The organism is Mesorhizobium sp. P3_A10 (assembly GCF_056403175.1).
This window is the reverse complement of record NZ_JBFUFZ010000006.1, coordinates 365,947-392,338: the sequence shown is the minus strand read 5'-3', so window position 1 is coordinate 392,338 and position 26,392 is coordinate 365,947. Positions and strand designations below refer to the sequence as shown.

At 62.8% G+C, this 26,392-nt stretch carries 25 protein-coding genes; 11 read left to right on the top strand and 14 right to left on the bottom strand.

Annotation, left to right across the window (positions count from 1 at the left end):
* The first annotated feature begins 131 nt into the window (after window positions 1-131).
* Entirely contained in the window at window positions 132-1,715 is a 1,584-nt protein-coding gene (locus AC1DXU_RS23615; RefSeq protein WP_477372855.1) for a DEAD/DEAH box helicase, read from the top strand.
* A 74-nt stretch (window positions 1,716-1,789) separates the two neighbouring features.
* Here the strand turns inward: AC1DXU_RS23615 and AC1DXU_RS23610 are convergent, their stop codons facing one another.
* From AC1DXU_RS23610 to AC1DXU_RS23570, 9 genes are all read right to left on the bottom strand, one after another.
* Complete coding sequence (locus AC1DXU_RS23610) at window positions 1,790-2,398, bottom strand: hypothetical protein (RefSeq protein ID WP_477372853.1); 609 nt, start codon at window positions 2,396-2,398, stop codon at window positions 1,790-1,792.
* A gap of 241 nt (window positions 2,399-2,639) precedes the next feature.
* Window positions 2,640-3,290, bottom strand: coding sequence for a YiaD family glycine zipper/OmpA-like lipoprotein (locus tag AC1DXU_RS23605; protein WP_477248974.1), 651 nt, complete (start codon window positions 3,288-3,290; stop codon window positions 2,640-2,642).
* Between the two features lie 115 nt (window positions 3,291-3,405).
* Window positions 3,406-3,690 carry a hypothetical protein gene (locus tag AC1DXU_RS23600; protein WP_477372851.1) on the bottom strand — a complete coding sequence of 95 codons (285 nt, stop codon included), beginning with the start codon at window positions 3,688-3,690 and terminating at the stop codon, window positions 3,406-3,408.
* Between the two features lie 198 nt (window positions 3,691-3,888).
* A complete protein-coding gene (locus tag AC1DXU_RS23595) occupies window positions 3,889-4,257 on the bottom strand; it encodes a GFA family protein (RefSeq protein ID WP_477372849.1) in 369 nt (122 codons plus the stop codon).
* Window positions 4,258-4,363: 106 nt separating this feature from the next.
* A complete protein-coding gene (locus tag AC1DXU_RS23590; protein WP_477372847.1) occupies window positions 4,364-4,741 on the bottom strand; it encodes a hypothetical protein in 378 nt (125 codons plus the stop codon).
* 251 nt (window positions 4,742-4,992) lie between these two features.
* Window positions 4,993-6,124, bottom strand: a protein-coding gene (gene prfB, locus AC1DXU_RS23585) for a peptide chain release factor 2 (protein ID WP_477372845.1) whose coding sequence is annotated in 2 segments (ribosomal slippage) — window positions 4,993-6,057 and window positions 6,059-6,124 — 1,131 coding nt in all. Because the reading frame shifts where the segments join, the coding sequence is not laid out codon by codon here.
* Between the two features lie 125 nt (window positions 6,125-6,249).
* Window positions 6,250-8,706 carry a penicillin-binding protein 1A gene (locus tag AC1DXU_RS23580; RefSeq protein WP_477372843.1) on the bottom strand — a complete coding sequence of 819 codons (2,457 nt, stop codon included), beginning with the start codon at window positions 8,704-8,706 and terminating at the stop codon, window positions 6,250-6,252.
* Window positions 8,703-8,918 carry a hypothetical protein gene (locus tag AC1DXU_RS23575; RefSeq protein WP_477314420.1) on the bottom strand — a complete coding sequence of 72 codons (216 nt, stop codon included), beginning with the start codon at window positions 8,916-8,918 and terminating at the stop codon, window positions 8,703-8,705. The genes AC1DXU_RS23580 and AC1DXU_RS23575 overlap by 4 nt, the downstream gene beginning before the upstream one ends.
* A 1-nt stretch (window position 8,919) precedes the next feature.
* Window positions 8,920-10,182: an N-acetylmuramoyl-L-alanine amidase gene (locus tag AC1DXU_RS23570; RefSeq protein WP_477372841.1), complete on the bottom strand. Its 1,263-nt coding sequence runs from the start codon at window positions 10,180-10,182 to the stop codon at window positions 8,920-8,922.
* Window positions 10,183-10,835: 653 nt separating this feature from the next.
* On the opposite strand from AC1DXU_RS23570, the gene AC1DXU_RS23565 reads away from it, so the two are divergent.
* Window positions 10,836-13,781: an Rne/Rng family ribonuclease gene (locus tag AC1DXU_RS23565; protein WP_477372839.1), complete on the top strand. Its 2,946-nt coding sequence runs from the start codon at window positions 10,836-10,838 to the stop codon at window positions 13,779-13,781.
* A gap of 231 nt (window positions 13,782-14,012) precedes the next feature.
* On the opposite strand, the gene AC1DXU_RS23560 is transcribed toward AC1DXU_RS23565, so the two are convergent.
* Window positions 14,013-14,942: a glutaminase gene (locus AC1DXU_RS23560; RefSeq protein WP_477372837.1), complete on the bottom strand. Its 930-nt coding sequence runs from the start codon at window positions 14,940-14,942 to the stop codon at window positions 14,013-14,015.
* A gap of 8 nt (window positions 14,943-14,950) precedes the next feature.
* A complete protein-coding gene (locus AC1DXU_RS23555) occupies window positions 14,951-16,102 on the bottom strand; it encodes a pyridoxal phosphate-dependent aminotransferase (RefSeq protein WP_477372835.1) in 1,152 nt (383 codons plus the stop codon).
* A gap of 168 nt (window positions 16,103-16,270) precedes the next feature.
* On the opposite strand from AC1DXU_RS23555, the gene AC1DXU_RS23550 reads away from it, so the two are divergent.
* The 6 genes from AC1DXU_RS23550 to aat all read left to right on the top strand — a co-directional run bounded on the left by AC1DXU_RS23550 (window position 16,271) and on the right by aat (window position 21,590).
* Complete coding sequence (locus tag AC1DXU_RS23550) at window positions 16,271-17,668, top strand: M48 family metalloprotease (protein WP_477372833.1); 1,398 nt, start codon at window positions 16,271-16,273, stop codon at window positions 17,666-17,668.
* A 58-nt stretch (window positions 17,669-17,726) separates the two neighbouring features.
* Entirely contained in the window at window positions 17,727-18,530 is an 804-nt protein-coding gene (locus tag AC1DXU_RS23545) for a DsbA family protein (protein ID WP_477372831.1), read from the top strand.
* 145 nt (window positions 18,531-18,675) lie between these two features.
* Window positions 18,676-19,110 carry a type II 3-dehydroquinate dehydratase gene (gene aroQ / locus AC1DXU_RS23540; protein WP_477314402.1) on the top strand — a complete coding sequence of 145 codons (435 nt, stop codon included), beginning with the start codon at window positions 18,676-18,678 and terminating at the stop codon, window positions 19,108-19,110.
* Between the two features lie 26 nt (window positions 19,111-19,136).
* Window positions 19,137-19,595, top strand: a complete 459-nt coding sequence (gene accB / locus AC1DXU_RS23535) for an acetyl-CoA carboxylase biotin carboxyl carrier protein (protein WP_477372829.1) — start codon at window positions 19,137-19,139, stop codon at window positions 19,593-19,595.
* A 7-nt stretch (window positions 19,596-19,602) separates the two neighbouring features.
* On the top strand, window positions 19,603-20,946 hold the full coding sequence (accC, locus tag AC1DXU_RS23530; RefSeq protein WP_477372827.1) for an acetyl-CoA carboxylase biotin carboxylase subunit: 1,344 nt from the start codon (window positions 19,603-19,605) through the stop codon (window positions 20,944-20,946).
* Window positions 20,947-20,972: 26 nt separating this feature from the next.
* Window positions 20,973-21,590, top strand: coding sequence for a leucyl/phenylalanyl-tRNA--protein transferase (gene aat / locus AC1DXU_RS23525; protein ID WP_477314396.1), 618 nt, complete (start codon window positions 20,973-20,975; stop codon window positions 21,588-21,590).
* 11 nt (window positions 21,591-21,601) lie between these two features.
* Here aat and AC1DXU_RS23520 read toward each other — a convergent pair whose 3' ends face one another.
* The 3 genes from AC1DXU_RS23520 to AC1DXU_RS23510 all read right to left on the bottom strand — a co-directional run bounded on the left by AC1DXU_RS23520 (window position 21,602) and on the right by AC1DXU_RS23510 (window position 23,108).
* Window positions 21,602-21,988, bottom strand: coding sequence for a hypothetical protein (locus AC1DXU_RS23520; RefSeq protein ID WP_477372825.1), 387 nt, complete (start codon window positions 21,986-21,988; stop codon window positions 21,602-21,604).
* Between the two features lie 71 nt (window positions 21,989-22,059).
* Window positions 22,060-22,596 carry a DUF2155 domain-containing protein gene (locus AC1DXU_RS23515; RefSeq protein ID WP_477372823.1) on the bottom strand — a complete coding sequence of 179 codons (537 nt, stop codon included), beginning with the start codon at window positions 22,594-22,596 and terminating at the stop codon, window positions 22,060-22,062.
* A gap of 113 nt (window positions 22,597-22,709) precedes the next feature.
* Complete coding sequence (locus AC1DXU_RS23510; protein WP_477372821.1) at window positions 22,710-23,108, bottom strand: NADH:ubiquinone oxidoreductase subunit NDUFA12; 399 nt, start codon at window positions 23,106-23,108, stop codon at window positions 22,710-22,712.
* 206 nt (window positions 23,109-23,314) lie between these two features.
* Here AC1DXU_RS23510 and panB point away from each other — a divergent pair, with 206 nt between their 5' ends.
* The 3 genes from panB to AC1DXU_RS23495 all read left to right on the top strand — a co-directional run bounded on the left by panB (window position 23,315) and on the right by AC1DXU_RS23495 (window position 26,376).
* Window positions 23,315-24,151 (top strand): 3-methyl-2-oxobutanoate hydroxymethyltransferase, encoded by an 837-nt coding sequence (gene panB / locus AC1DXU_RS23505; RefSeq protein ID WP_477372819.1) that lies wholly within the window; start codon window positions 23,315-23,317, stop codon window positions 24,149-24,151.
* Entirely contained in the window at window positions 24,148-24,999 is an 852-nt protein-coding gene (panC, locus tag AC1DXU_RS23500) for a pantoate--beta-alanine ligase (RefSeq protein WP_477372817.1), read from the top strand. Before panB ends, panC begins: the two co-directional genes overlap by 4 nt.
* 216 nt (window positions 25,000-25,215) lie before the next feature.
* On the top strand, window positions 25,216-26,376 hold the full coding sequence (locus AC1DXU_RS23495; RefSeq protein WP_477372815.1) for a helix-turn-helix transcriptional regulator: 1,161 nt from the start codon (window positions 25,216-25,218) through the stop codon (window positions 26,374-26,376).
* Window positions 26,377-26,392 lie beyond the last annotated feature (16 nt).

Sequence of the window (26,392 nt, the reverse complement as noted above, 5' to 3'; positions counted from 1 at the left end):
TGCCTTTCCCGCCCGTTTCTGTTGACAAATCGCGGGCTTGCGCCTAATCGCAATACCAATCTTGCAGGCGCGTGGCGCTTGCCGCGACGGATGCCGTTGCGCTTCCCCGAACCAGCCAAAGACAGCAACACTTGTCCTCAGACACCACGACCGCTCAAGAAGCGTTGACCTTCGCAGACCTCGGCCTGTCGCCGAAGGTCCTTTCCGCAGTCACCGATGCCGGCTACACCGAGCCGACGCCGATCCAGGCTGGCGCCATCCCGCACGCCTTGCTCGGCAAGGATATTCTGGGCATCGCCCAGACCGGCACCGGCAAGACGGCTTCCTTCGTGCTGCCGATGCTGACCCGCCTAGAAAAAGGCCGGGCCCGCGCCCGCATGCCGCGCACGCTGATTCTGGAGCCGACGCGCGAGCTTGCCGCGCAGGTCGAAGAGAATTTCATCCGATACGGCAAGAACCACAAGCTCAACATCGCCCTGTTGATCGGCGGCGTGTCGTTCGACGAGCAGGACAAGAAGCTGGAGCGCGGCGCCGACGTGCTGATCGCGACGCCCGGCCGCCTGCTCGACCATCGCGAGCGCGGCAAGCTGTTGCTCAATGGCGTCGAGATCCTCGTCATCGACGAGGCCGACCGCATGCTCGACATGGGCTTCATCCCCGACATCGAACGCATCTGCGAGATGATCCCGTTCACCAGGCAGACGCTGTTCTTCTCGGCGACGATGCCGCCCGAAATCACCAAGCTCACCGAAAAATTCCTGCACGCGCCGATCCGCGTCGAGGTTTCCAAGGCTGCATCCGCCGCCACCAATATCACCCAGCGGCTGGTCAAGTCGGGCTCGAAGCCGTGGGACAAGCGCGAGACGCTGCGCAATCTGATGAAGGCCGAAGACGCCGAGCTGAAGAACGCCATCATCTTCTGCAACCGCAAGGTCGAGGTCTCGGAGCTGTTCCGCTCGCTCTTGAAGTATGATTTCGATGCCGGCGCCTTGCATGGCGACATGGACCAGCGCGCCCGCATGCAGATGCTGGCCAATTTCCGTGACGGCAAGCTGCGCTACCTCGTCGCTTCGGACGTCGCGGCGCGCGGTCTCGACATCCCCGATGTCAGCCACGTCTTCAACTACGATGTGCCGATCCATGCCGAGGACTATGTCCATCGCATCGGCCGTACCGGTCGCGCCGGCCGCTCCGGCAAATCCTTCACTATCGCCACCAAGTCGGACACCAAATACATCGACGCCATCGAGCGGCTGATCGGCAACAAGATCGAATGGCATGATGGCGACCTGTCGACGGTCGTCGCCAGCGAGGGTGGTGAGGACGAGGCTCCCCGCCGTGGCCGCGGTGCGCCGCGCCGCGCCGGCCGCAAGGACGAAGACCGCAAGGAGCGCGGTGAGCGCAAGCCACGCGAGCGCCACGCCAAGCCCACCGAGGAATCGGCACCGCAAGCAGCGCTAGAGGACGTGCCGGTCGCGGCCGAGGCCGTAGTCGCCGATATTGGCGAGCGGCGGGCGCGCAAGGAATCGATCCGTTCCGAGAATACCGAACGCAAGGCTTCCGATCGCAACGAGCAACGCGCGCCGGAACGCGGCGACACCAGGCCGCAGCGCGAGAGCAACCGCCCTGCCCGCCACCGCCAGGAAGACAACGATTCGACCATCGGTTTCGGCGACGACATGCCGGCCTTCATGCGGATCGTCGCCAAGGTCTGATCCCCGACCGCCTTCGAAGGCAAGCCGGCCACCCGGCTTGCCTTATCGGCGAAGCTCCTGGCCTGGCTCGCCCGTTACATCGGCCCAGGCATCATCTTGGTCGGTTTCTCGAGCATCGGAAACTCGGCCTTGTTGCATTTCACGTTCGGGTTCGTCGGGCTGAACATGCCGTTCGGATTGTCCTTGAGCCAGGCGTGAAGATCGTAGTGGACGAACTCCCTCGGGATGAGCGGATAGTGTCCTTCCATCGGGCCCATGAACGTTTGGCCAAACAGCTTCGGCGGCGCTTTGATGTCCGGCGTCAGCGGCACCAGCCATTCCACCCCGACCAGACGCAGGCCCTTTTTCGTCGGTTCGTAGATCAGCACATTGGGGTGCATCGGATCGAGTTTTTGGCCGACGCTTGGGACGTTGACGAAATGGATGCCCATGGCGCCCTTCGGGTAGTCCATCGCGCCCGCTATCTTTTCTCCGCTGTAGTAGACGCAGCCGACTGTCGACAGATAGAGGTCGCGGACGGCGGCGGTGTAGTCCTCATATTTGGCGAGCGATTTTTTCAAGGCATCGATGTCCGCCTTGTTCGCATCCTCGGCCCGAGCCGTAGCGACGCCTAACCATGCGCCTAGCAGAAGGCTTGTCGTAGCAAGGATGGCGGAGCGCCCAAGGCTGGTTGTTGTTGTCATGCATTCCTCCCAGATTTTCTGATCTGGCCGTGCAAGACCGAGGCGAAAAAATGCTGATAGCGCGGCCAGTTGTACCGCCTCATCCCCTCTGGAACAGCGACGATGCTATTCCTTTCCATGGCTACGGGAAAGCAGCTCTTTAGAGGTAGCTTAATTCTCTGGCGCACCAGAAGCGCCGACGTTCGCCTAAACAAAAACGGCCCCGAAATGGGGGCCGTTTCGCATTCGCCTGCCGAACAGCTCAGGTGAGCGGCGACAGCTGGATCTCGACGCGCCGGTTCTGGGCGCGGCCCTGGGCCGTCGCGTTGGACGCGACCGGGCGCGTCTTGCCGAAGCCGGTGACGGCGAAGCGGCGCGAATCGACGCCCTGGCCCGAGAGGTAGTTGGCAACCGCCAGCGCGCGGCGCTGCGACAGGTCGAAATTGTGTTCGTCGCCCCCGGTCGAATCGGTGTGGCCGAACACGTCGACCGTGGTCTGGCGGAACTTGTTCAGCACCAGGGCGACCGAATTCAGCACCTGGTAGAAGCCGGGCTTTACCGCGTCCTGGTCGACGTTGAAGGTGATGTCGGAGGGCATGTTGAGGATGATCTGGTCGCCGGTGCGGGTGACGCTGACGCCAGTGCCCTGAAGCTGCCGGCGCAGTTCGGCCTCGTTCTGGTCCATCGTGGCGCCGATGGCGCCGCCGGCCAGCGCGCCGATACCGGCGCCGATCAGCGCATTGCGGCGATCATTGCCGCCAGCAAGCAGGCCGAGACCCGCACCCGCCAGGGCGCCAAGGCCGGCGCCGGCTGCGGTGTTGGAAACCTTCTGCTCTCCGGTGTACGGATCGGTGGTGGTGCATGCGCTCACGAGCACGGCCGTCGCCACGACGACGAGCAAAGTCTTTTTCATAGGATCGTCCCTCTCCAATCGGCGGTCGCGCCAAAGGCGCGCCGTATCAGCCCTTCCCGCGACTTGTAACATGAAATACGGCAAAAAACGGAACGGCAAAAGCGCCGGTGGTGTCTCAGTTTGAAATAAGCGGAATGATCAACACGACGACGACTTCGACGATGGGGATTATCACGTAGGTGGCAAGAAAGCCGGCAATCCACATCCCGATTTTGACCGGCCAGGACGGATGAGGGGTCGCCTTCCAGGCGAAAAATGCGCTCGCGACACCCAAACCCAATGCGACAATGCCAATGACCGGAGACCGCGTCATTGGAAGCATTAGATCATCAAAAAAAAGAAAGATCGCGCCGATGAAGACTAGCTGGGCCGCGAGCCCGAATAGAAACGCGCGTTTCACGTGACCCGCCCGGTGCTATCTTTTATCGGCATCAGACTACGTCTTTCGTTTTGTACGGCCCGCGTTTCGGTGCAACCGCATCATCTTCTCGCAAAGATTGTCCATTGACCAGAGCATTTTGGAGACGCCACTACCAAAGCGCTGATCAGGGCTTTTCCCGGTGCAATTCCGCGCCGCCTGCGAGACAGGATTGACCGGCTACCAGAGATTCTTGCCGTCGATGACGACCACTTCGACCTTGTCGAGGTCGAAATCGTCGAACAGACGTGAATTGACGCTCACCTTCGGATTGTCGAAATCCGGCTCGCCGGTCGACCAGTCCGGCGTCTCGGTGAAAGTACCGCAGCCACAGGTGGCGCAAAACCCGTGTTTCACGGTTTTCGACCCCCATAGATAGAAAGAGACATTTTCGATCGGGCTGGTGAGCTTGAACTGCGAGGGCGTGTAGTAGGCCCACAGCGACCCGCGCTTCGAGCAGAAGGAACAGGTGCAGCGCGTCACGGTTCGCGGCGCCTCTGAAACCTCGAACGTCGTCGCCTTGCAGTGGCAGCTTGCCTTGATGGTCATAAGCGCATCCCTCTCCATTGCCCGCCGCCTGTGCGACAAGGCAACATAGAGAAGTGCTCCTGACAACTGTCTGTCAGTAGGCTTTGCTTGAACGAGCCGAGCAACGCTAGTAAGAGCGCGGCGGCACGAACAGGCAGATCGTCTTACCGGCGTCGAGACCAGCCTGATGGGCACACCAGTGGAACTCGCCGTCCGGGCTATCCTTGACGCGCTTGTCGCTCATCGGAACAACCTCACCCGTGCCGGCTATCACGTAACCCTCGGGCTTTTCCAACACTTCGCCCGTATGGGTCGTGCGGCAATCATAGTTGGCACAGCATGCGAATGGATAAGACCAGCCTTGCGGCATCGACTTGGTAGGCGTGGCATCATGGGCGAAGGCAGGTGCCATCAGCATTGCCGTCGCGCCGATTGCGAACACGGAAAACAAAAGTCGGCCAGCCGGTCGAACGGCATTGGCCGATCTGGATGTGGCAGCAGACATGGAAACGTTCCTTTCAAACGAGCATCAAGCGTTTCGCTTGCCCGTTCCCGGAACGTGTCTTCCCAGTGGCCGATCGTCGGCTCGCAGATATGCCGCGTCCGGCCATAAATGCTTTTCAACGAGAAGGATGGTGAGCCGATTTATGAGTCGGCGCAAGAAAATGCTGCGTCCACAATGCCGCAGCCCAAACATCGATTGGGCGCGAGCCGCGATGGAACCGAGGGGCGTTTTTTCGACTGCGGCGAACGCCGTCAGTCGATGTCCGCCACCACCTCGCCGGCGCCACCCTCGATGCGCTGCGACAGCGATGCCTCCATGAAATCGTCGAGGTCGCCGTCGAGCACGCTCGACGGGCTGGTGCTCTCGACGCCGGTGCGCAGGTCCTTCACCAGTTGATAGGGCTGCAGCACGTAGGAGCGGATCTGGTGGCCCCAGCCGATATCGCTCTTCGACGCCTCGGTGGCGTTGGCCACCGCTTCGCGCTTCTTGAGCTCTTCCTCGTAAAGCCGCGAGCGCAGCATTTCCCAAGCCTTGGCCTTGTTCTTGTGCTGCGAACGCTCGGCCTGACAGGCGACCGCGATGCCTGTGGCGATATGGGTGATGCGAACCGCCGAATCCGTCGTGTTGACGTGCTGGCCGCCCGAACCGGACGAGCGGTAGGTGTCGATGCGCACATCCGAATCCGAGACGTCGATCTCGATCCTGTCATCGACGACTGGATAGACCCAGATGCTGGAGAAGGACGTATGGCGGCGTGCATTGCTGTCATAAGGCGAAATGCGCACCAGACGGTGGACGCCGGATTCGGTCTTCAGCCAGCCATAGGCATTGTGGCCCTTGATCAGCAAGGTCGCGGACTTGATGCCGGCCTCTTCACCGTCATGCACCTCCAGCACTTCGACCTTGAAGCGGCGGCGCTCGGCCCAGCGCGTGTACATGCGCAAAAGCATCGAGGCCCAGTCCTGGCTCTCGGTGCCGCCGGCGCCGGCATGGACTTCGAGATAGGTGTCGTTGGCGTCCGCCTCGCCCGACAGCAGCGTCTCCACCTGGCGGGCCTTGGCCTCGCCCTGCATCGAGCGCAGTGACGCTTCCGCCTCGGCGATGACGCTCTCGTCGCCCTCTTCCTCGCCAAGCCCGATCAGGCCGATATTGTCTTCCAGCGCCTGGGTCAGGCTCTTGACGCCTGCAATGCCGTCCTCGAGGCCCTGGCGCTCGCGCATCAGCTTCTGTGCTTCCAGCGGGTCGTTCCAGAGGCTCGAATCCTCGGCGCGCACATTGAGGTATTCAAGCCGCTTTATGGCCTGATCCCAGTCAAAGATGCCTCCTCAGCAGGGTTATCGCCTGCCTGATTTCGTCGACAATATTCTGCGTTTCCGCGCGCATGGCTGGTTGTTCTGTCCTGTTGCTGGAATGGCGCTTTGGTCGGCGCGATACATAGGCACGGCACCGTCGCCTGTAAAGCGAAATGGGCTGGCGCGAAAGCCAGCCCCGTTTCGGGTGTCAGCGTGTCAGAACAGGCCGCCGCCGGTCGACTGGATGGCTTGCGTGGCTTGCGGCGACAGCGGGCCACCGGCGCCGTTGGAGCCGTCGGCGCCCATGCCGATCACCCAATAGCTGTCGGCGGGGCCGGTGCCCGGCTTGAAGGCTTCGATGATGGTGCCCGCCTCGCCCTCGCCCGCCCGCATGCCGGTTTTGCGATTGATGGCGATGAGGTTCATGCCTTCCGGCACCTTGAAGTCGACATTGGGCGTGCCGTCCAGCGCCACGCGCATGAAATTCTTGAAGATCGGCGCCGCGAGGCCGCCGCCGGTCGCGCCGTGGCCGAGGCCACGCGGCGTGTCATAGCCCATATAGAGCCCGACGACGAGGTTCGGCGTGTAGCCGATGAACCAGGCATCCTTCTCGTCGTTAGTCGTTCCCGTCTTGCCGGCGATATGGCGGCCAAGTTCGGCGATGGTGGCGCCGGTACCGCGCTGGACGACACCTTCCATCATCGAGGTGATCTGGTAGGCGGTCATCGGATCGAGCACCTGCTCGGCATTGTCGACCAGTTCCGGTTCGGGCTGGTTCTGCCATTCGGGCGCATTGCAGCCCTGGCAGCCGCGCTCGTCCTGCTTGAACACGGTCTTGCCGTAGCGGTCCTGAATGCGATCGATCAGCGAGGGTTTGATCGCCTTGCCGCCATTGGCCATGATCGAATAGGCCGACACCATCCGCATGACGGTCGTTTCGCCCGAGCCCAGCGCCATCGGCAGATACGGCGCCAGATGGTCATAGACGCCAAAGCGCTCAGCATATTCCACGACCAGCTTCATGCCCATGTCGTTGGCCAGCCGCACCGTCATCAGGTTGCGCGACTTTTCGATGCCGGAGCGCAGGGTCGCCGGACCCGCCGCCCCGCCATCATAATTCTTCGGCGTCCAGGTCGTGTTGCCGCTCTGGATGGTGATCGGTCCGTCCATGATCACCGAGGCCGGCGTGTAGCCGTTGTCCAGCGCAGCCGAGTAGACGATCGGCTTGAACGACGAGCCCGGCTGACGCATGGCCTGCGTGGCGCGGTTGAATTCCGACTGTGCGTAGGAGAAGCCGCCCACCATGGCCAGAACACGGCCGGTATGCGGATCCATGGCGATCATGCCGCCTTCCACTTCCGGAATCTGGCGCAGGCTGTAGGCGCCGTCGGCGCCATCGTTCTTCTGCACGAAAATGACGTCGCCTGGCTTCAGCACGTCTGCCGGCGACTTGGCCTTGACGGTCTTGCCGTCGACCATATGGCGCATGGCAAAGCCCATGTCTTCCTTGCTGACCGTGCCTTCGACGCGCTCCTTGACGATCTCACCCGAGACCTGCCGCGTCGGTTGCAGGCCGATCGACAGGCCGTCGTCAGAGCTGTCGAGCACGACGGCGAGCGACCATTCCGGCACGTCTTCCAGCCCCTTGACGTTACCGAGCGGCACGCCCCAGTCGCCGGAGACATCGATATTCGTCACCGGGCCGCGATAGCCGCGCAGCGTATCGAACTTTATCAGGCCGTTCTGCATCGCCGTGCGGGCGATGAGCTGCATTTTCGGGTCGAGCGTGGTGCGCACCGACAGGCCGCCCTCGTAGAGCGCATTCTCGCCGTAGCGCGCGATGATCTGCCGGCGCACTTCCTCGGTGAAATACTCACCCGCGAACAGATAATTGCCGGTGCGGCGCGGCGTCACGCCAAGCGGCTCAGCCTTGGCCTTGTTGCCCTCTTCGCGGGTCACGTAACCGTTCTCGACCATCTGGTCGATGACCCAGTTGCGGCGCTCAAGCGCACGGTCGGCATGCTTGAACGGATGGTAGTTGTTGGGCCCCTTGGGCAGCGAAGCCAGATAGGCCGCTTCCGCCACGGTGAGCTCGTTCACCGACTTGTCGAAATAGGTGAGTGCCGCGCCGGCGACGCCATAGGCGCCGAAGCCGAAGAAGATCTCGTTCAGGTAGAGCTCGAGGATGCGGTCCTTCGAGTAGGCCTGCTCGATGCGGAAGGCGAGGATCATCTCCTTGATCTTGCGCTCATAGGTCTGGTCCGAGGACAACAGGAAGTTCTTCGCCACCTGCTGGGTGATCGTCGAGGCGCCGACCTGGCGCTTGCCCGAACCCAGATTCTGCAGATTGACGATGACCGCGCGGCCGAGACCCGTCACGTCGATGCCGGGATGGTTGTAGAAATTCTTGTCCTCGGCCGACAGGAAGGCCGCCTTGACGCGATCCGGAATGGCCTGGATCGGCAGATACAGGCGCCGCTCGCGCGCATATTCGGCCATCAGCGCGCCATCGGATGCATGGATGCGGGTCGTTACCGGCGGTTCGTACTTGGCCAGCACTTCGTAGTCGGGCAGGTCCTTCGCCAAATGGCCGATATAGATCGCCACGCCCGCCGCGACCAAAAGGGCCAGCGTCGTGCCAATGCCGAAGAAATAGCCAATAAGACGAATCATGCCCGCTCCAGTCCGTGGTTCGGGAATTTCCTAGACGAAGCCGCCTTTCGCGCAAGCTTTCGAAACGGTCCCAATCCGTAATCGAAAATCCATGTCGCCACCATGTGGACAAAATACGGCAGCGCGGGATTTCGACCACCAATGCCGGAAATAAAAGCGCCTGGTGTTGTCGTCGTGCAACGCTGCCTCAGGTTGTGGGCGGCGGCAATCATGTCAGCCCCCGGCGCCGGTTCCGCTCTTTGCTGAGGCAAACAGCGCCACGGCGTTGGTTATGCTCTGCGCCGCCTTGCCGCGCCAATCGGCATCGAGCAGCTGCGCCTCGTCCTTGGCATTGGAGAGATAGCCGAGCTCGACCAGCACCGACGGAACGTCCGGCGCCTTCAGCACCTTGAAGCCGGCCGAACGCTGCGGATTGTTGATCAGGCCGACGCTGGTCGAAAGCTGGCCGACCAAAGTGTGCGCAAAACTCATCGAGAAATTGTGGGTCTCGCGGCGGATCAGGTCGATCAGGATGTCGGTGACTTCCTTGTTGTCGTCCTTGATCACCATGCCGGCGAACTGATCGGAGAGATTTTCACGGTCGGCCAGCGCCTGCGCTTCGGGGTCGGACGCCTTGTCGGACACCGTGTAGACGGTAGCGCCGCGAATGCCCTTGACGCTGATCGTGTCGGCGTGGATCGAAATCAGCAGGTCAGCCTCGTGCTGTCGGGCAATGCGCACGCGGTCGTCGAGCCGTAAGAACTCGTCCGTTTCGCGCGTCATGAACACATCGTATTTGCCTATTGCGGCAAGTTTGTCGCGCAGCTCCGTGGCAAAAGCGAGCGTGACGTTCTTTTCGATCGTGCCGTTGAGGCCCTCGGCGCCGCCGTCGATGCCGCCATGGCCGGGATCGATGACCACCGTGAAGCGATGGCCTGGATTGGAGATCGGCCCGGTGCCGACCCTGCCGCCCTTGTCGCTCGAAACCGTCGAGCCGGTGGTCAGCGCCTGATCGGCAAGAGCAGCGTCGAATTCGCGTTCGGATGCCGCCGACATGTCGATGGCGATGCGGTAGCCATTGCCGTCCTCGTTCTTGAGCACGTCGAGCTTGTCGACCGAAAACGGCCCCTTGCCGGTAAGGATCAGCCGCGAAGCACCCTCGCCAAGGTCGCCGTAGCGCACGCCCTTGACCAGACCACGCGCTTTCACATCCTTGGCATTGATGGCGAACACGGTGCGTGGCAGGTCGATGACCAGACGGTTGGGACCGCGCAGCAGAAACCATTTGATCTCTGGCTCGCGGTCGAAGGTCATGACGATGCGCATCTTGGTGGCATCGCCCGCCATCTTGTAGCTGGTCGCGCCGAGCGGCGCGTCGGCGGCGCGGCAAACCGGCGCAAAAACCAGGCAAGCCGCCATCAGCAGAAGAACACAGGCGGCGCGGGCCAAATCCCCCCCGCTGCAACGCCCCTTGTCTGTGCTGCCTGCCAGTCCCATCTTTCTCCAGTCGCTCCCGGTTTGGCGCCTGGCGCCGGGTCGTTTCGTCGAAGTGCCGGTTAGGCCGCGAACTCGATTAATGATTGGTATACAGAGAAGGTTAACCAAGCCTTTTCATCAAGGGATAGAGGCCAGAGCTTCCCTAAGGGCACTGCTTTTTGCCGGCATCCGAAATCGGGGTTGCCTTCCACCCCGCCAAATCATAAAAGCGATGGTGGATCACTGCAATCCTGGAACCGCTTCTCCCGCAGCTTCCTGCTACAGGTCAGATGAAAGGCGGCTCCCTTCGCTTTCAGCGAAAAGGGTTCAGGTGATCGCGACGAATTTCGCAGGTGTGCGCCCGTGGCGGGGGAATCGCCTGCGTGAGGAAAACGGCCGGGTTCGTCCCGTGCCGGCTCTATATGAGCAAACAAGCTGGTCCGGTTTTTTCCGGGCTTTGGTTCAAAAGGTTCTGCTGGTGACGATGGCTTCAAGCGCAATCATGGAAAGGTCCGCATCAAACCGCGCCATTTTGGCTGCGGGCGGCACCGCCATGGCGCTCAGCCGGCGGCCGGCGGACGTTCAAATGTCCGGCACCCATAATCTTCCAGACACGCAGCGGCGGGCTCTGCCACGCAAGCTGCAGCTGGCGGCTGCCGGGGGGAAACGAAATAATGCCCAACAAGATGCTGATAGACGCCTCCCACCCGGAGGAAACACGCGTTGTCGTCGTTCGCGGTAACCGTATTGAAGAATTCGACTTTGAATCCCAGGACAAGAAGCAGCTCAAAGGAAACATCTACCTCGCCCGCGTAACGCGCGTCGAACCTTCCCTGCAGGCAGCCTTTGTCGAATATGGCGGCAACCGTCACGGTTTCCTCGCCTTCAGTGAAATACACCCCGACTACTACCAGATCCCGGTCGCCGACCGTCAGGCGCTGCTGCGCGCGGAAGCGCAGGAAGCGCAGGAAGCCCAGGACGAAGAGGACGAGGACGGCGATGGCGACGACCGCCAGAATCGCGATCGCGGCCGGCGCGGCCGCCGGCGCGGCGGCAAGAACCGCGAGCGCGGTGAAAACAAGCGCGATGCCGGTACCGATTCAGAAGACAGCAACGAAAATGGCGACACCGGCGCTGATGCCGTCGCCGAAGGCTCCGCTCCCGAACATGCCGACACTTCGTCGGATACGGCCGGGCACGAAGCCGATCACGAAGAGGCCACCGATCATGGCGAGACCGAAACTACCGAAGGCGGCCCCACCTCGATTGCGGCAAGTGTCGAAGCGGATGTGATTTCCGAGGCCCGGCAGACAGAGCCGAGCGGCGAAGCCACCTCCAGCGACGCAAGTGGCGAAGCCTCGTCCGGCGACCCAAGTGGCGAAGCCACGTCCAGCGACAATGACCGCGGCATGCTGGAAGAGGTGCAGTCCTCGCATCCTGACGACCACGAGATCGAATCGGTCGGCGCCGAGGACGCGCTGGAAGAGGTGCGCAACCGCCGCAAGCCGGTGCGGCGCCAGTACAAGATCCAGGAAGTCATCAAGCGCCGCCAGATCCTTTTGGTACAGGTCGTCAAGGAAGAGCGCGGCAACAAGGGCGCTGCACTCACCACCTATCTGTCGCTTGCCGGCCGCTATTCGGTACTGATGCCGAACACCGCGCGTGGCGGCGGCATTTCGCGCAAGATCACCAGCGCCGTTGACCGCAAGCGCCTCAAGGAGGTCGTTGCCGATCTCGAAGTGCCGCAGGGCATGGGCGTCATCCTGCGCACAGCAGGCGAAAGCCGCACCAAGGCAGAGATCAAGCGCGACTACGAATATCTGATGCGGCTTTGGGAAAACGTCCGCAATCTGACGCTGCAGTCCACCGCCCCTGCCCTCGTTTACGAGGAAGGCAGCCTGATCAAGCGCTCGGTGCGCGACCTCTACAACAAGGATATCGACGAGATTCTTGTCTCCGGCGAGGAAGGCTATCGCGAGGCCAAGGACTTCATGCGCATGCTGATGCCGAGCCACGCCAAGGTGGTTCAGCCGTTCCGCGACACGACGCCGATCTTCGTGCGCAACGGCATCGAAGCGCAGCTCGACCGCATGCTGCAGCCGCAGGTGACGCTGAAGAGCGGCGGCTACATCATCATCAACCAGACCGAAGCGCTGGTCGCCATCGACGTCAATTCGGGTCGCTCCACCAAGGAGCACTCGATCGAGGACACCGCCCTTCACACCAATCTGGAAGCGGCCGAGGAAGTCGCGCGTCAGCTTAGGTTGCGCGATCTCGCCGGCCTGATCGTCATCGATTTCATCGACATGGAGGAGAACCGCAACAACCGCTCTGTCGAAAAGCGGCTGAAGGACCACCTCAAGAACGATCGCGCCCGCATCCAGGTCGGCCGCATCTCGCATTTCGGCCTGATGGAGATGTCGCGCCAGCGCATCCGCGCCAGCGTGCTGGAATCGACGATGAAGCCTTGCTCGCATTGCGGCGGCACCGGCCATGTGCGCTCCGATTCGTCGGTCGCGCTGATGGTTGTCAGGGCGATCGAGGAATTCCTGCTCAAGGATTCGCGCAGCCACATCACGGTGCGGACGCCGGCGGCGACCGCGCTCTACGTGCTCAACCATAAGCGCGGCACGCTGGTGGAACTCGAAAGCCGTTTTGGCCTGACCATCACCATCGAGGCCGACGACACGGTCGGTGTGCAGCACTATGCGATCTTCCGCGGCGCCTTGGCTGAAAAGCCGGAGGGCTTCGTCGAAGCGCGCAGCTTCCCGGCCTATGTCGAGCCGGAAGAGCCCGAGGACGAGATTGTCGTCGAGGCGGAAGACGACGAGGCACCGGTGCAAGCCGAACAGCCACGCCAGCAGCAGCCGCAGCAACAGCAGCCACGGCCTGCCGGCGGAGAAGAAGGCGGCGAAGGCCGCGACCGCAAGCGCCGCAAGCGCCGCAGACGGCGCGGTGGCAAGGATCGCGATCGCGAGCATGGCGCCCATGCGGATGCTACTTCTGTTTCGGCGCCAACCGATGGCGCTGCCGAGACGACAAGCCATGACGGCGCCGACAGTGACGACGAGACACCGGTCGGCGTTATCGAAACGGTGGAAGCGTCGGACGACGCCCAGGGCAAGAAACGCCGGCGCGGCAAGCGCGGCGGCAAGCGCAATCGCCGCGAAGATGGCGAAGGCGGCACCGAGACCGAGGCTGGCGAAACCGCTGAGGCGGTGGCCGATGCAGCTGAAGCTGAAACGGTCGCAAGCGAGCCTGTAGCGGTTGAAGAAGCTGCGGCTCCTGTACCGGCCAACGACGACGAACCCGTCGCCGAAAAGCCGAAGAAGAAGCGCGCATCGAGGGCGAAGAAGGCCACAGCCGAAATCGCCTCCGAGACGGTGGCCGAGGCTGCACCGGAAGCTGCCGCCGAGCCTGTCACTGTCGCCGATGCCCCTGTCGCGGCCGAGCCGGCCGTGGCCGAAGAGGAAACGGCAAAGGCCCGCCCGACACGGCGCAAGCCCGTTGCAGTGGATGCTCCGGTCGTGCCAGTGGTCTCCTCGACTGTCGCCGACGAGCCCAAGGCCGAGGAAAAGCCGAAGCGTGCCGGCTGGTGGCAGAGGAAGGGCTTTTTCTAAGCTTTTCAGCTACTTAAACTGGTTTTCTGACTAATAATGATCCCGCGCCGCTCGGAAGACGGCGCGGGATTTTTTGCCTGTGCCGCCGTGGGGACTTGCTGAGATTCAGGTCAGGCCGAGTCGAAAATGGCTGCTACCGAGAACCGGAGCGGAGCGTACTTAAGTACGTGAGCAGCGGAAGCGCAGGAAGCTGCCATCCGCAGGCCGGCCTCACCTGAATATCAGTAAGTCCTAAGGAGCGAAGATCGACCAGTTCATCATCCTCGCCAGCTTCTCCAACGCAATCGACCCCAGCTTGGAATTGCCGTTGGCGTTGAGGCCGGGGGACCACACCGCAAGCGACGCCACACCCGGCACGATCCCCAATATGCCGCCGCCGACGCCGCTCTTGCCGGGAATGCCGACGCGGAAGGCAAAATCGCCCGAGCCGTCATAGTGGCCGCAGGTCAGCATCATGGCGCCGATGCGACGCGCCCGCTCGGCCGACACCACGGAGTGTCCGGTCGCCGGGTTCTTGCCGCCATTGGCAAGAAAGCGGCCGGCCAGCGCCAGTTGCCGGCAGCTCATGGCGATGGCGCAATGATGGAAATAGACGCCCAGCGCCAGTTCCGGTGCGTGGTGGAGATTGCCGAAGGATTTCATATAGTTGGCTAGCGCGAAGTTGCGAAAGCCGGTGGCGCGTTCAGAGGCGGCGACTTCGCGGTCGATGATGATCGTCTCGTCGTCAGCGAGGAACTGGATGAAGCGCAGGATCTCGCCGATCGCCTCGCGCGGCTGGTGGCCGGCGAGCAGGATGTCGGAAATCACGATGGCGCCAGCATTGATGAACGGATTGCGTGGAATGCCGTTCTCATGTTCGAGCTGGACGATCGAGTTGAACGGATTGCCCGATGGCTCGCGCCCGACGCGCTGCCACAGCGCGTCACCTACATTGCCGAGCGCCAGGGTCAGCGTGAACACTTTTGAGATGCTCTGGATCGAAAACGCCTCGTCGGCGTCGCCAGCCGTAAGCACACGGCCATCATTGGTGACGGCGGCGATGCCGAATTTTTTCGGATCGACCTTGCCGAGCTGCGGAATGTAGCTGGCGACGTCGCCGCGATCGCTGCGCGCCGCCATTTCGGTGGCGACTTCGGCCAGGGCCTGTTCGAGTTCCGGCATTCCCGTCCTCACACCTTCAGCCAGCGCTCGATGCGCGCCATCGCCTCGACCATGTCGTCATGGCTGCCGGCATAGGAAAAGCGCATGGTGCGGTGCCCTTGCAGCGGATCGAAATCGCGGCCGGGCGTCGCCGCCACATGCGCTTCGGCCAGCATTTTACGCGCAAAGACCATGCTGTCATTGGTGTGCCTGGTGACATCGCAAAAGGCATAGAAGGCGCCGTCCATGGGTGCGGCCAAGGGAAAGCCGAGCTCAGGCAGGCGTTGCATCAGAAGCTCGCGGTTCCAGGCATAGCGCGCCTTCACCGCCTCCAGTTCCGGCGTCGCCTTGAACGCCTCGATCGCGGCGATCTGCGACAGTTCCGGCGGCGAGATGTAGAGGCTCTGGGCGATGCGCTCGACCGGCCGCACCAGCTGCTGTGGCAGCACCATCCAGCCAATGCGCCAGCCGGTCATGCAGTAGTATTTCGAAAACGAATTGATCACCGTCACGCTCGAGCTGTAAGCGAGCGCCGTCGTGTCCGGCTCGGCATAAGCCAGCCGGTGGTAGATTTCATCGGAGATCACCGCAATGCCGAGTTCTTCGGCGGTCTTCACCAGCGCCGATAGTTCCTCGGCGGGAATGACCGCGCCGGTCGGATTGGCCGGGCTGGCAAACAGCACGCCCTTCAGCGGTTTTTCCCGGTGCGCGGTCTTCAGATGCTCGGCGTGGAGATAGGCGTCACCGTCGAGTTCGATCTCGATGACCTCGATGCCGAGCGCCGCCATGATGTTGCGGTAGGCCGGATAGCCGGGCGCGGCGATGGCGACGCGGTCGCCCGGATCGAACATTGCCAGAAAGGCCAGGTTGAAGGCGGCGGACGATCCGGTAGTCACGGCGATGCGGCTGGGCGCGACATCGATCCCGTAGTGCTCGCCATAATGCTCGGCGATCGCCTTGCGCAGACCGGCAAGCCCCAACGTGTCGGTGTAGCCGATACGGCCGATCTTCAGCGCATTGGCGGCGGCCTCTCTCACGCCGATCGGCGCCGGATCCGACGGCTGGCCGACGGCCATGGAAACGACCGGCACGCCCGTGGCTTTCAGCCGGTTGGCCTCGGCCAGAATGTCCATGGCGTGGAACGGCTCGACCTCACCGCGGCGCGAAAGCGAAACAACCATTTGACCTCACTGTTGCCGCCCCACCTTGCCGCCAATCCTGCCGCCGCAGGCAGCCGGCTTTAACGGCCGCGCCGCACAAATGCCCGATTGATGTGAGGATCACAAGTTCAGGAAGTTTCCGGTGCCGACTCTTTTCATCGTTCGCCCGCTCGTTTACCAGTGGACCTCATGCTGAGCCGACCCAAATCCACGATTGCCAAGGCAGCGCGCGTCTTTGCGACGCTTGCGCTTGCCGCCGCGGTCGCCCTGTCCGGCTCGGTCAATGCCTTTGCCCAGAACGTGCCGGTGGTGCGCGATGCCGAGATCGAGGCGCTGGTGCGCGACTATGCGCGGCCGATCTTCAAGGCCGCCGGCTTGGCGGGTGACGGCATCGACATCGTGCTGGTCAACGACCAAAGCTTCAACGCCTTCGTTACCGGGCGCCGTCTGTTCATCAACACCGGCGCACTGATGATGGCGGAAACGCCCAACGAGATCATCGGCGTCATCGCCCACGAGGCCGGCCACATCGCCGGCGGCCACCAGCAGAAATTGCGCGAACAGCTGGAGCGCGCCAAGACGATGGCGATCATCGCCACGCTGCTTGGCGCCGGCGCCATCGTTGCCGGCGCATCCACCGGCAGCCGCGGCCTTGCCGGCGCCGGCATGGGCGTTGCAGCCGGCGGCGGCGAGATGGCGCAGCGCAGCATCCTCGCCTATCAGCGCACCGAAGAGACCACCGCCGACCGCTCGGCGATCACCTATCTCAACGCCACCGGCCAGTCCGGCATGGGCATGCTGAAGACATTTGCCCGCTTCCAGAGCGCGCTGTCGCTATCCGGCGCGCAGGTCGATCCTTACCGGATCAGCCATCCGATGCCGCAGGAGCGCATCGCCAATCTCGAAGTGCTGGTGAAAGAAAGCCCCTATGTCGACAAGGTCGACCCGCCGGCGCTGCAGCAGCGGCACGACATGATGCGCATCAAGATCGCCGCCTATATGGGCGGTCAGGCCGCCGCGGCGCGGTTGATACGCAAGAACCCGGGAAGCCTGGCCTCGCAATATGGCGAAGCGCAGACGGCCTATCTCTATGGCAATCTGGCCACCGCGCTCGCCAGGACCAATGCGCTGATCAAGACACAGCCGAAAAACGCCTATTTCCAGGAATTGCGCGGCGATATCCTGATGAAGGCCAACAAGCCGAAGGACGCGGCGGACGCCTATGCCAAGGCGGTCAGCCTCGATCCGGCAAGGTCGGGACTGCTGCCGGTCTCGCTCGGCCAGGCGCTGATGGCGGTCGGCACGCCCGATTCACTGAAGAAGGCGGTGGTGCAGATCAACAATGGCATCGGGCGCGACAAGGAAAATGCCGAAGGCTACCGCTATCTGGCGCAGGCCTATGGCGAGCTCGGCAACATTGCGGCGGCCGAACTGGCGACAGCCGAAGGTCACTTCTATTCCGGCGACTACAAGAATGCGAAGATCTTCGCCATGCGCGCCCAACAGACTATGAAGCGCGGCGAGCCGGGCTGGCTTCGCGCCCAGGATATAATAAACTACGCGCCATCAGGCAAAATCAAGAAATGAACCTTCCGGCGGCAAGCGGCGACAAAAGCGGACGGAACAGGCAAGAGGACAAAGGATGATGAACAAGGCAATTCTGCTCGGCACGACTGGAGTGGCGGCCGCTCTTGCCATGCTGGCTTTCGGCTTCGTCGCCGGCAGTCCGCAGACCGCCAAGGCCGATACGGCGCAGGTCGTGCAGGTAGCGTCCTCGGACACCAAGATCGACCGCGCCGAGGTCGAGGGCATTATCCGCGACTATCTGCTGAAGAACCCTGAGGTGCTGCTCGAAGTGCAGGATGCGCTCGAGGCCAAGCAGAAGGAAGAGCAGCGGATCGCCGCCCTCGGCGTCATCACCAAGGCCAAGGAACAGATCTTCAACTCCACCTTTGACGGCGTTGTCGGCAATCCGAACGGCAAGGTCACCATTGTCGAGTTCTATGACTACAATTGCGGCTTCTGCAAACGCGCCATCGAGGACATGCGGGCGTTGACGAAAGCCGATCCGGATCTGCGTTTCGTGCTCAAGGAATTCCCGATCCTCGGCCCGGATTCGCAAAAGGCCAGCGTCGTTTCGATGGCGTTCCACATGATGATGCCGGAGAAATACGGCGAGTTCCACAACGCGCTACTTGGCGGCCAGGGCCGCGCCACCGAGGCTGCCGCCATCAAGGTGGCACTGTCGCTCGGCGCCGATGAGGCAAAGTTGCGCGAAAAGATGAAGGACCCGACCATCACCGAGACCTTCTCCAAGACCTATGACCTTGCCAACAAGCTGGCCATCACCGGAACCCCGTCCTATGTGGTCGGCAACGAGGTGGTGTTCGGGGCGCTTGGCCAGGAAGTGCTGGCGGAAAAGATCGAAGCGGCGAAGGCCGCGCTCTGATCGGCCGGTGATTTGGCGGGCCGGCGGATTTTCGGCTGTTGTGGACAGCAAAAGAACGCACTTGCGCTCTTTTCGCAGGCGTCTATGCCCATTATAGAGGCCCAGTGTGCCGGCTTGCCGCCGGCACCGGGAAAGGTCGGCATTTTTGAAAACTGTTTTCGTCCTGAACGGCCCCAACCTTAACGCGCTTGGCAAGCGCGAACCTGGGATCTATGGCGGCAAGACGCTTGCCGCCATCGCCGACGATTGCAAGCAGGCAGGTGCGGCCCTTGGGCTCGAGATCGATTTCCGCCAGTCGAACCATGAGGGCGATCTCGTCGACTGGATCCAGGAGGCCGGTGACAAGGCCGCCGGCATCGTCATCAATCCGGGTGCCTACAGCCACACCTCGATCGCCATTCACGACGCCATCCGCTCTATTGCGCCGCTGCCCGTCGCCGAAGTTCATCTTTCCAACATCCATGCGCGGGAATCGTTCCGCCACGTCTCCATGGTCGCGCCGGTCGCTGTCGGCATGATCTGCGGGTTCGGGCCGCTTGGCTACACGTTGGCGCTGCAGGCGCTGGCGGCACGCCTATGACCGGCCAACAAACAGAAGGCTCGAAAATGTCGATAAAGAAGACCGGTGTTGACCAGCAGCTTATCCGCGATCTGGCGGGCATACTGAACGACACCAACCTCACCGAGATCGAGGTCGAACTGGGCGACCTCAAAGTGCGCGTGTCGCGACATGCGCCGGCTGTCCATGCGATTGCAGCACCGCAGCCGAACTATGCGCCGGCGGCAGCGCAACCTGCTGTGGCTGCCGCGCCGGCAGTCGCCGACATCTCCAAGAATGCGGTGCCCTCGCCCATGGTCGGCACCGCCTATCTGGCGCCGTCGCCCGACGCCAACGCATTCATCGAGATCGGCACGAAGGTCAAGGAAGGCCAGACGCTGCTGATCATCGAGGCGATGAAGACGATGAACCAGATCCCCTCGCCGCGCGCCGGCACGGTGACGGCGATCCTGTTCGAGGATGGTCAGCCGGTCGAATACGGCATGCCGCTCGTCGTGATCGAGTAAAACAGGAATGTTTCAGAAAATCCTCATCGCCAATCGAGGCGAAATCGCTCTGAGAGTGCTGCGCGCCTGCAAGGAGCTCGGCATCCAGACCGTGGTGGTGCATTCGACCGCCGACGCCGACGCCATGCATGTGCGGCTCGCCGACGAGAGCGTGTGCATCGGCCCGCCACCGTCGCGTGACAGCTATCTCAACATCCACCAGATCGTCGCTGCTTGCGAGATCACCGGCGCCGATGCGGTGCACCCGGGCTACGGCTTCCTGTCGGAAAACGCCAAGTTCGCCGACATTCTGGCCGCGCACAACATCACCTTCATCGGCCCCTCCGGCGACCATATCCGCATCATGGGCGACAAGATCGAGGCCAAGCGCACCGCAAAGCGCCTCGGCATTCCGGTGGTGCCAGGTTCGGATGGCGCCGTCACCGATCAAAAAGAAGCCAGACGCATTGCCGCCGAGATCGGCTATCCCGTGATCATCAAGGCATCGGCCGGCGGTGGCGGACGCGGTATGAAGGTCGCTCTTGCCGAGGCTGACCTTGAGATCGCCTTGCAAACGGCGAGCACGGAAGCAGGTGCGGCCTTCGGCGACGATGCCGTCTACATCGAGAAATACCTGGAAAAGCCACGCCACATCGAAGTCCAGGTGTTCGGCGACGGAGCGGGCCGCGGCGTGCATTTCGGCGAGCGCGACTGTTCGCTGCAACGCCGTCACCAGAAGGTCTGGGAAGAGGCGCCTTCGCCGGCCCTCAATGCCGAGGAGCGCGCCCGCATCGGCGGTATCTGTGCCAAGGCCATCGCCGACCTCGGCTACTCCGGCGCCGGTACCATCGAGTTCCTCTACGAGAATGGCGAGTTCTACTTCATCGAGATGAACACCCGCCTGCAGGTCGAGCATCCGGTGACCGAAGCGATCACCGGCATCGATCTGGTACACGAGCAGATCCGCGTCGCCTCCGGCGGCGGCCTTTCGGTGCGGCAGGAAGACATCAAGTTCAACGGCCACGCCATCGAATGCCGCATCAACGCCGAGGACCCGCGCACCTTCACGCCCTCGCCCGGCACCATCACCCATTTCCACACGCCCGGCGGCCTCGGCATTCGCGTCGATTCCGGCGTCTATTCCGGCTACAAGATCCCGCCCTATTACGACAGCCTGATCGGCAAGCTGATCGTGCATGGCCGCAACCGGGTCGAATGCATGATGCGGCTGCGCCGCGCGCTCGATGAATTCGTCGTCGACGGCATCAAGACGACGCTGCCGCTGTTCCGCGACCTCGTCGGCAATGCCGATATCGCCAATGGCGACTACGACATCCACTGGCTGGAAAAATACCTGGCCAAGGAAGAATAGCCACGACTTGCCGCTATGATGACGCGATGACCCGTCCCTATGCGCCCGGCTATCGCATCCCGACCGACCTTTTGCTCAAGGCCTATGCCTCGGGCGTCTTCCCGATGGCCGAAAGCGCCACCGACCCCGAAGTGTTCTGGGTGCGGCCGGAGACGCGCGGCATCATTCCGCTCGACGGCTTCCACGCGCCGAAGAGCCTGAAGAAGACAATCCGCAAGAACCCGTTCGACATCCGTTTCGATTTCGATTTCGAGGCGACGATCGATGGCTGCGCCGAACGGCGCGAAGAGCGCCGGTCGACCTGGATCAACGCGCCGATCCGCGAAGCCTATGTGCAGTTGCATCGGCTCGGCCATTGCCATTCGGTCGAGGCGTGGCGCGAGGAGCGGCTGGTCGGCGGCCTCTACGGCGTCTCGCTGGGCCGCGTGTTCTTCGGCGAAAGCATGTTCGCCAGGGAGACCGACGCTTCGAAGACCTGCCTTTTCTATCTCGTCGAGCGGTTGAAGGCGCGCGGCTTCGCGCTACTTGACACCCAGTTCACCACCGAACACCTCAAGCGCTTCGGCGCGGTCGACGTGCCGCGTGGCAAATACGAGAAGATGCTGGCCGACGCGCTGAAGGGTGAAGCCGTCTTTTTCCCCTGACGGTCAGACTTTCAACCTTTCGCGGCAGTCTCCATCGGCGTCTGCGCGTGGAACATCATCTTCCAGCCATTGACGCGGTGGACATAGCCGGTGCTCACCAGCGCCGCGTATGGCTCGCCGTTTTCCCTGATGGCGCGGGCCTCATAAGTCATCATGATGATGTCGCTGCCCGGCTCGATAATGCCTTTCAGGTCGATTTGCAGATCGCGCCAGCGGTTCGGCTTGGTCGCGGTCTTGGCCAGGTCGGCATTGTCCATGGCTTGCGCCATTTTCGGGAACGCCACGAGGCATTCAGTATCGACGTTGGCCTCATAATAGGCCGCGTCGCCGGTCCAGAACCCCTTTTCGAGGTCGAGCAGGTCTTTCTTGCTGGCAGTGATCCGCTTGCTGTCTGACATCGGAAAATCCTCCGGCGCATCGATGCGCCCTCGCCTTTCCAACGTGTGGCCAGCCAAGCGGTTCCGAAGGATCAGTTGGCGTCGGTGCTGTCGGGGTCGGTCGCTTCCGGAGCGGCGGCGGCCTTCGGCTTGGACGTATCGACCTTTGGTGTGCCGGCCTTGGCGGCATCGGGGGGCGGCACGTCCGACTTCTGCTTGCAGCCCTTCAGCCAGACGTCATAGACGGCGTGCTCGACCGCATTGAGGCCCGGGCTTTCGGCAAACATCCAGCCGGTGAAGATGCGTCGGATTTTGCGATCCAGCGTAATCTCGTCGACCTCGACAAAGGAATCAGTCTTCGGCTCTTCGGTTTCCGGCCGCGAATAGCAGATGCGCGGCGTCACCTGCAAAGCGCCGAACTGCACCGTCTCGTCGATATAGACATCGAAGGTAATGATGCGGCCGGTGATCTTGTCGATGCCGGCGAATTCGGCGACGGGATTGGTGATCCGATCGGACGCCACGGGCGCCTCCGGCGTCTGCGCAGCGGCGAACGCCGCCGTGCATGCGGCAACACTTACGGCTGCCGCCGTCAGTCCACCCATCGCGATTCGGCTGAAAATGCTCATCTGGGAATACCGGTGGTTTGCGCCCGGGTGATTCTTTCACCCAAAGCTAGTCGCCGCTGTCATATCAACAAGCAGCTAAACGCCAATTGTGGCGACAAAAGACCGGCAGCCGGTCAAGAACCGGGCGTCCAGGCGTCGTAGTCGCCGGTCACCTGCGGGCGGTGCTGATTGGTCAGCACCGAACCTTTTGGACGGTAGGCAGCAGCGCTGCCGGTGAGGTTCGGTTCGTGCGGCTTTTGCCAGTCGCGCGGCCGGTAGTCGTCGCTCGGCGGCGCCACATCGACGCGGTGATGAATCCAGCCATGCCAGCCCGGCGGGATCGCCGAAGCTTCGGAGTAGTTGCGGTAGATCACCCAGCGACGGGTGCGGCCTTCCGAATCGGTGCCGCCCTCATAGTAGGTGTTGCCGGTCTCATCCTGACCGACCTTCGTGCCGTAGCGCCAGGTGTGCAAACGCGTTCCCAGCGTCTGGCCGTTCCACCAGGTGAAAAATTGCGTAAGGAAAGTTTTCATCCAGATCCTCGCGGCGGCAGCTGCGGCGCCCGTTCCCTGCTTATGGCGTCAGCCCATCGCGAAGGCAAGAGTTTTGGCGCGGTTGCGGCACTAGGTCATCGAGCGAAGCCACCAACGTCACGCTTGCCAAGCCCCCATCGTCTTTCTAAAGCTCTGCGCGCCCTGTACGGGTATCCGGCCTGATTGCCGGTCGAGGGAGGTGACGATTGGCCCCACACGCATCCGACCCTGATGTCCGGATCAGCGCCGAGACCATTCGTCGTCGCAAGGGTGGCGTGCCGATCGTCTGCCTCACCGCCTATACCTATCCTGTCGCCCGCCTGCTCGACGACCACGTCGACCTGCTTCTGGTCGGCGACAGCGTCGCCATGGTCCTGCATGGCCACAAGACGACGCTCGGCGCCTCGCTGGAGATGATGATCGCCCACGGACAAGCGGTGATGCGCGGCTCCGCGAAGGCATGCGTGGTGGTCGACATGCCGGCCGGCAGCTATGAGAATTCCGCAGCGCAAGCCGTTGCCTCGGCCCGGCGCATCGTCGAGGAAACCGGCTGCCAGGCCGTCAAGCTGGAGGGCGGCGTCGACATGGCCGGCCAGATCGCCGCCATCGTCGCCGCCGGCATTCCGGTGATGGGGCATATCGGCCTGCTGCCGCAATCGGTGGAAAAGGATGGCGGCTACAGGATCAAGGGCCGCAGCGAGGAGAATGTCGCGGTCCTCTATCGCGACGCCGACGCCGTCGGAAAAGCAGGCGCCTTTTCGGTCGTCATCGAAGGCACGGTCGAAACCGTCGCCGCCGCCCTCACCCGGCGCATTGCCATCCCGACCATCGGCATCGGCGCCAGCGGCGACTGCGACGGCCAGATCCTGGTCATCGACGACATGGTCGGCCTGACCGTCGACCGCGTGCCGAAATTCGTCAAGGAATATGCCGATTTGCGCAGCGTCATCGCCGGAGCCGCAGCCCGCTACGCCGCCGAGGTGCGAGACCGCAGTTTTCCCGGCCCGGACCACGTCTTTTCAGCCAGCAAGGATGGGGCATGAGCCGGCCAATCGTCGTCGACAGCGTCGCAGCCCTTCGCGCGCAAATCCTGGACTGGCGGCGCGATGGCCTGAGCGTCGCCATGGTGCCGACCATGGGCGCTCTGCATGACGGCCATATCTCGCTGGTCAGGATCGCGCTCGAAAGGGCCGATCGCTGCGTTGTCTCGATCTTCGTCAATCCGGCGCAGTTCGCGCCGACCGAAGACCTCGACAAATACCCGCGCCAGCTTGCCCACGATCTCGACCGGTTGGCGCAAGCCGGCGCGCATCTCGCCTTCACCCCGACCGCCTCCGAAATGTACCCGGCCGGTTTTGCCACAAGGATTTCGGTTGGCGGCCCCTCTTCCGGGCTGGAATCGGATTTCCGGCCGACCTTCTTCGATGGCGTCGCCACGGTGGTGGCAAAGCTCTTTCTGCAAGCGTCTCCCGACCAGGCGATCTTCGGCGAAAAGGACTACCAGCAGCTTTGCGTCGTCAGGCAGCTGTGCCGCGATCTCGACCTGCCCGTCGAGATCATCGGCGCGCCGACCGTGCGCGATGCGCACGGCCTCGCAATGTCGTCGCGCAATGCCTATCTCGGCGCAGCCGAGCTTGAGATTGCACGCCAGCTCAACGCCATCCTTTACAGATCGGCGGCAGCACTTGGAGCTGGCGCCGATGAGGCCAGCGTGACTGGCGAGGCCAGCAGCGCCCTTCTCAGCGCCGGCTTCCGCAGCGTCGACTATGTCGCGGCGCGCGCCAGCCTGACGCTTGGCCCGTGGCGGCGAAACCACGACGGACGCCTGCTCGCCGCCGCCTGGCTGGGCAAGACCAGGCTGATCGACAATGTGGAAGTTCCCTCCGCCTAGCGCGCAGGCCACAGCCGCCAGTGCCACTCAGGCAATGTGTTGTGCAAGCCACTATATGCGGCTCCACACGGCACAGTGATGCAGCCTGGACACAACCAGAAGCCGATGTGAACCAATTCACATACATCGAGAGGTCGAAAAGGTTGTGTGCGACCTTCCGCAAAACTATTGTGGAACCTGGCACTGAGTCACTCCTGTTGTGGCAAAAGAGGACCCATGTCTCCCCTCACAAATACGATCGGTCGCACACTGCCGCAGGTCGTCGAGGCGATCTACGATTCGATTGCCGACATCGACCGCTGGCAAGCGACACTCGACGCCATCTGCAAATTGGCAATCGGCCAGCTTGCCATACTTGGGGTCGTCGACACGGTCAGCAACGCGGCCCGATTTTCGGTTTCCTGCGGCGATCCGGCCATGCTCGAACCGCTGCAGCGGGAGTACGGGGCCGCTGTGCCCTTCTCCACTGCCTTGCCGAAGATGGACATCGACACGCCCTTCACGGTCGATTCCATCTATGCGCTGCAAGGTCCGGGCGCGCGGCAGAACTGGCTCGAAAGCCGCATCGTGCGCGAATGGGTGGAACCCAACCGGCTCGACGATTTCTTCTGGGTGGCGCTGATCAAGCGGCCAACCCGCGTCGGCACGCTGATGGTGGTGACGGACAAGGACAGGCGCCAGATTTCGAGCGAGGATCTCGAGCTGATTTCCCAGCTTGCCCCCCACGTTCGCCGCGCCGTGACCATCGGCGACCTGTTCGAGGCCGAACGACGCAAGGCCGAGATTTTCAGCTCGATCATCGAGGGCCTTGACCATCCGGTGCTGATCGTCGCCGACGACATGCAGATCCTCTTCGCCAATCCGGCGGCCGAAGCACTGCTGAGCGAGAACATCTCGGTGTCTTCGGCGCGCGGCCAGCTCTCGTTCACCTATGCCGACGCCAATGCCGCGATCGGCCTTGCCGTCGAGCTCGGCACGCGCGACGAATTCGCGCTCGGACCTTCCGGCATCAACATTCCCCTGGTCAGGGCCGCCGTTCCGGCGGTGGCGCATGTCATGCCGCTGGCGCGGCGCGAAATTTCGGCACGCGTGTCGCAGCGCGCCGCAGCCGCCATCTTCATCGCCGCCGCCGGCTCGACGCCAATGCCGGCGCTGGATGCAATCGCCGCGCTGTTCGGGCTGACCGCAGCCGAAAAACGCGTCGCCGGCCATGTCGCCGCCGGCCTGACGCGCCGTGAAATCGCCGCCACGAGCGGCGTCTCGGACGGCACCGTCAAGTCGCAGCTGGCGACGATTTTCGACAAGACCGGCGCCAGTGACCAGCGCGGGCTGGAACTCTTGATGCGCGAATTGTCACCGCCCCTGCGCTCGAACTGACACAGCGCCAGACCGC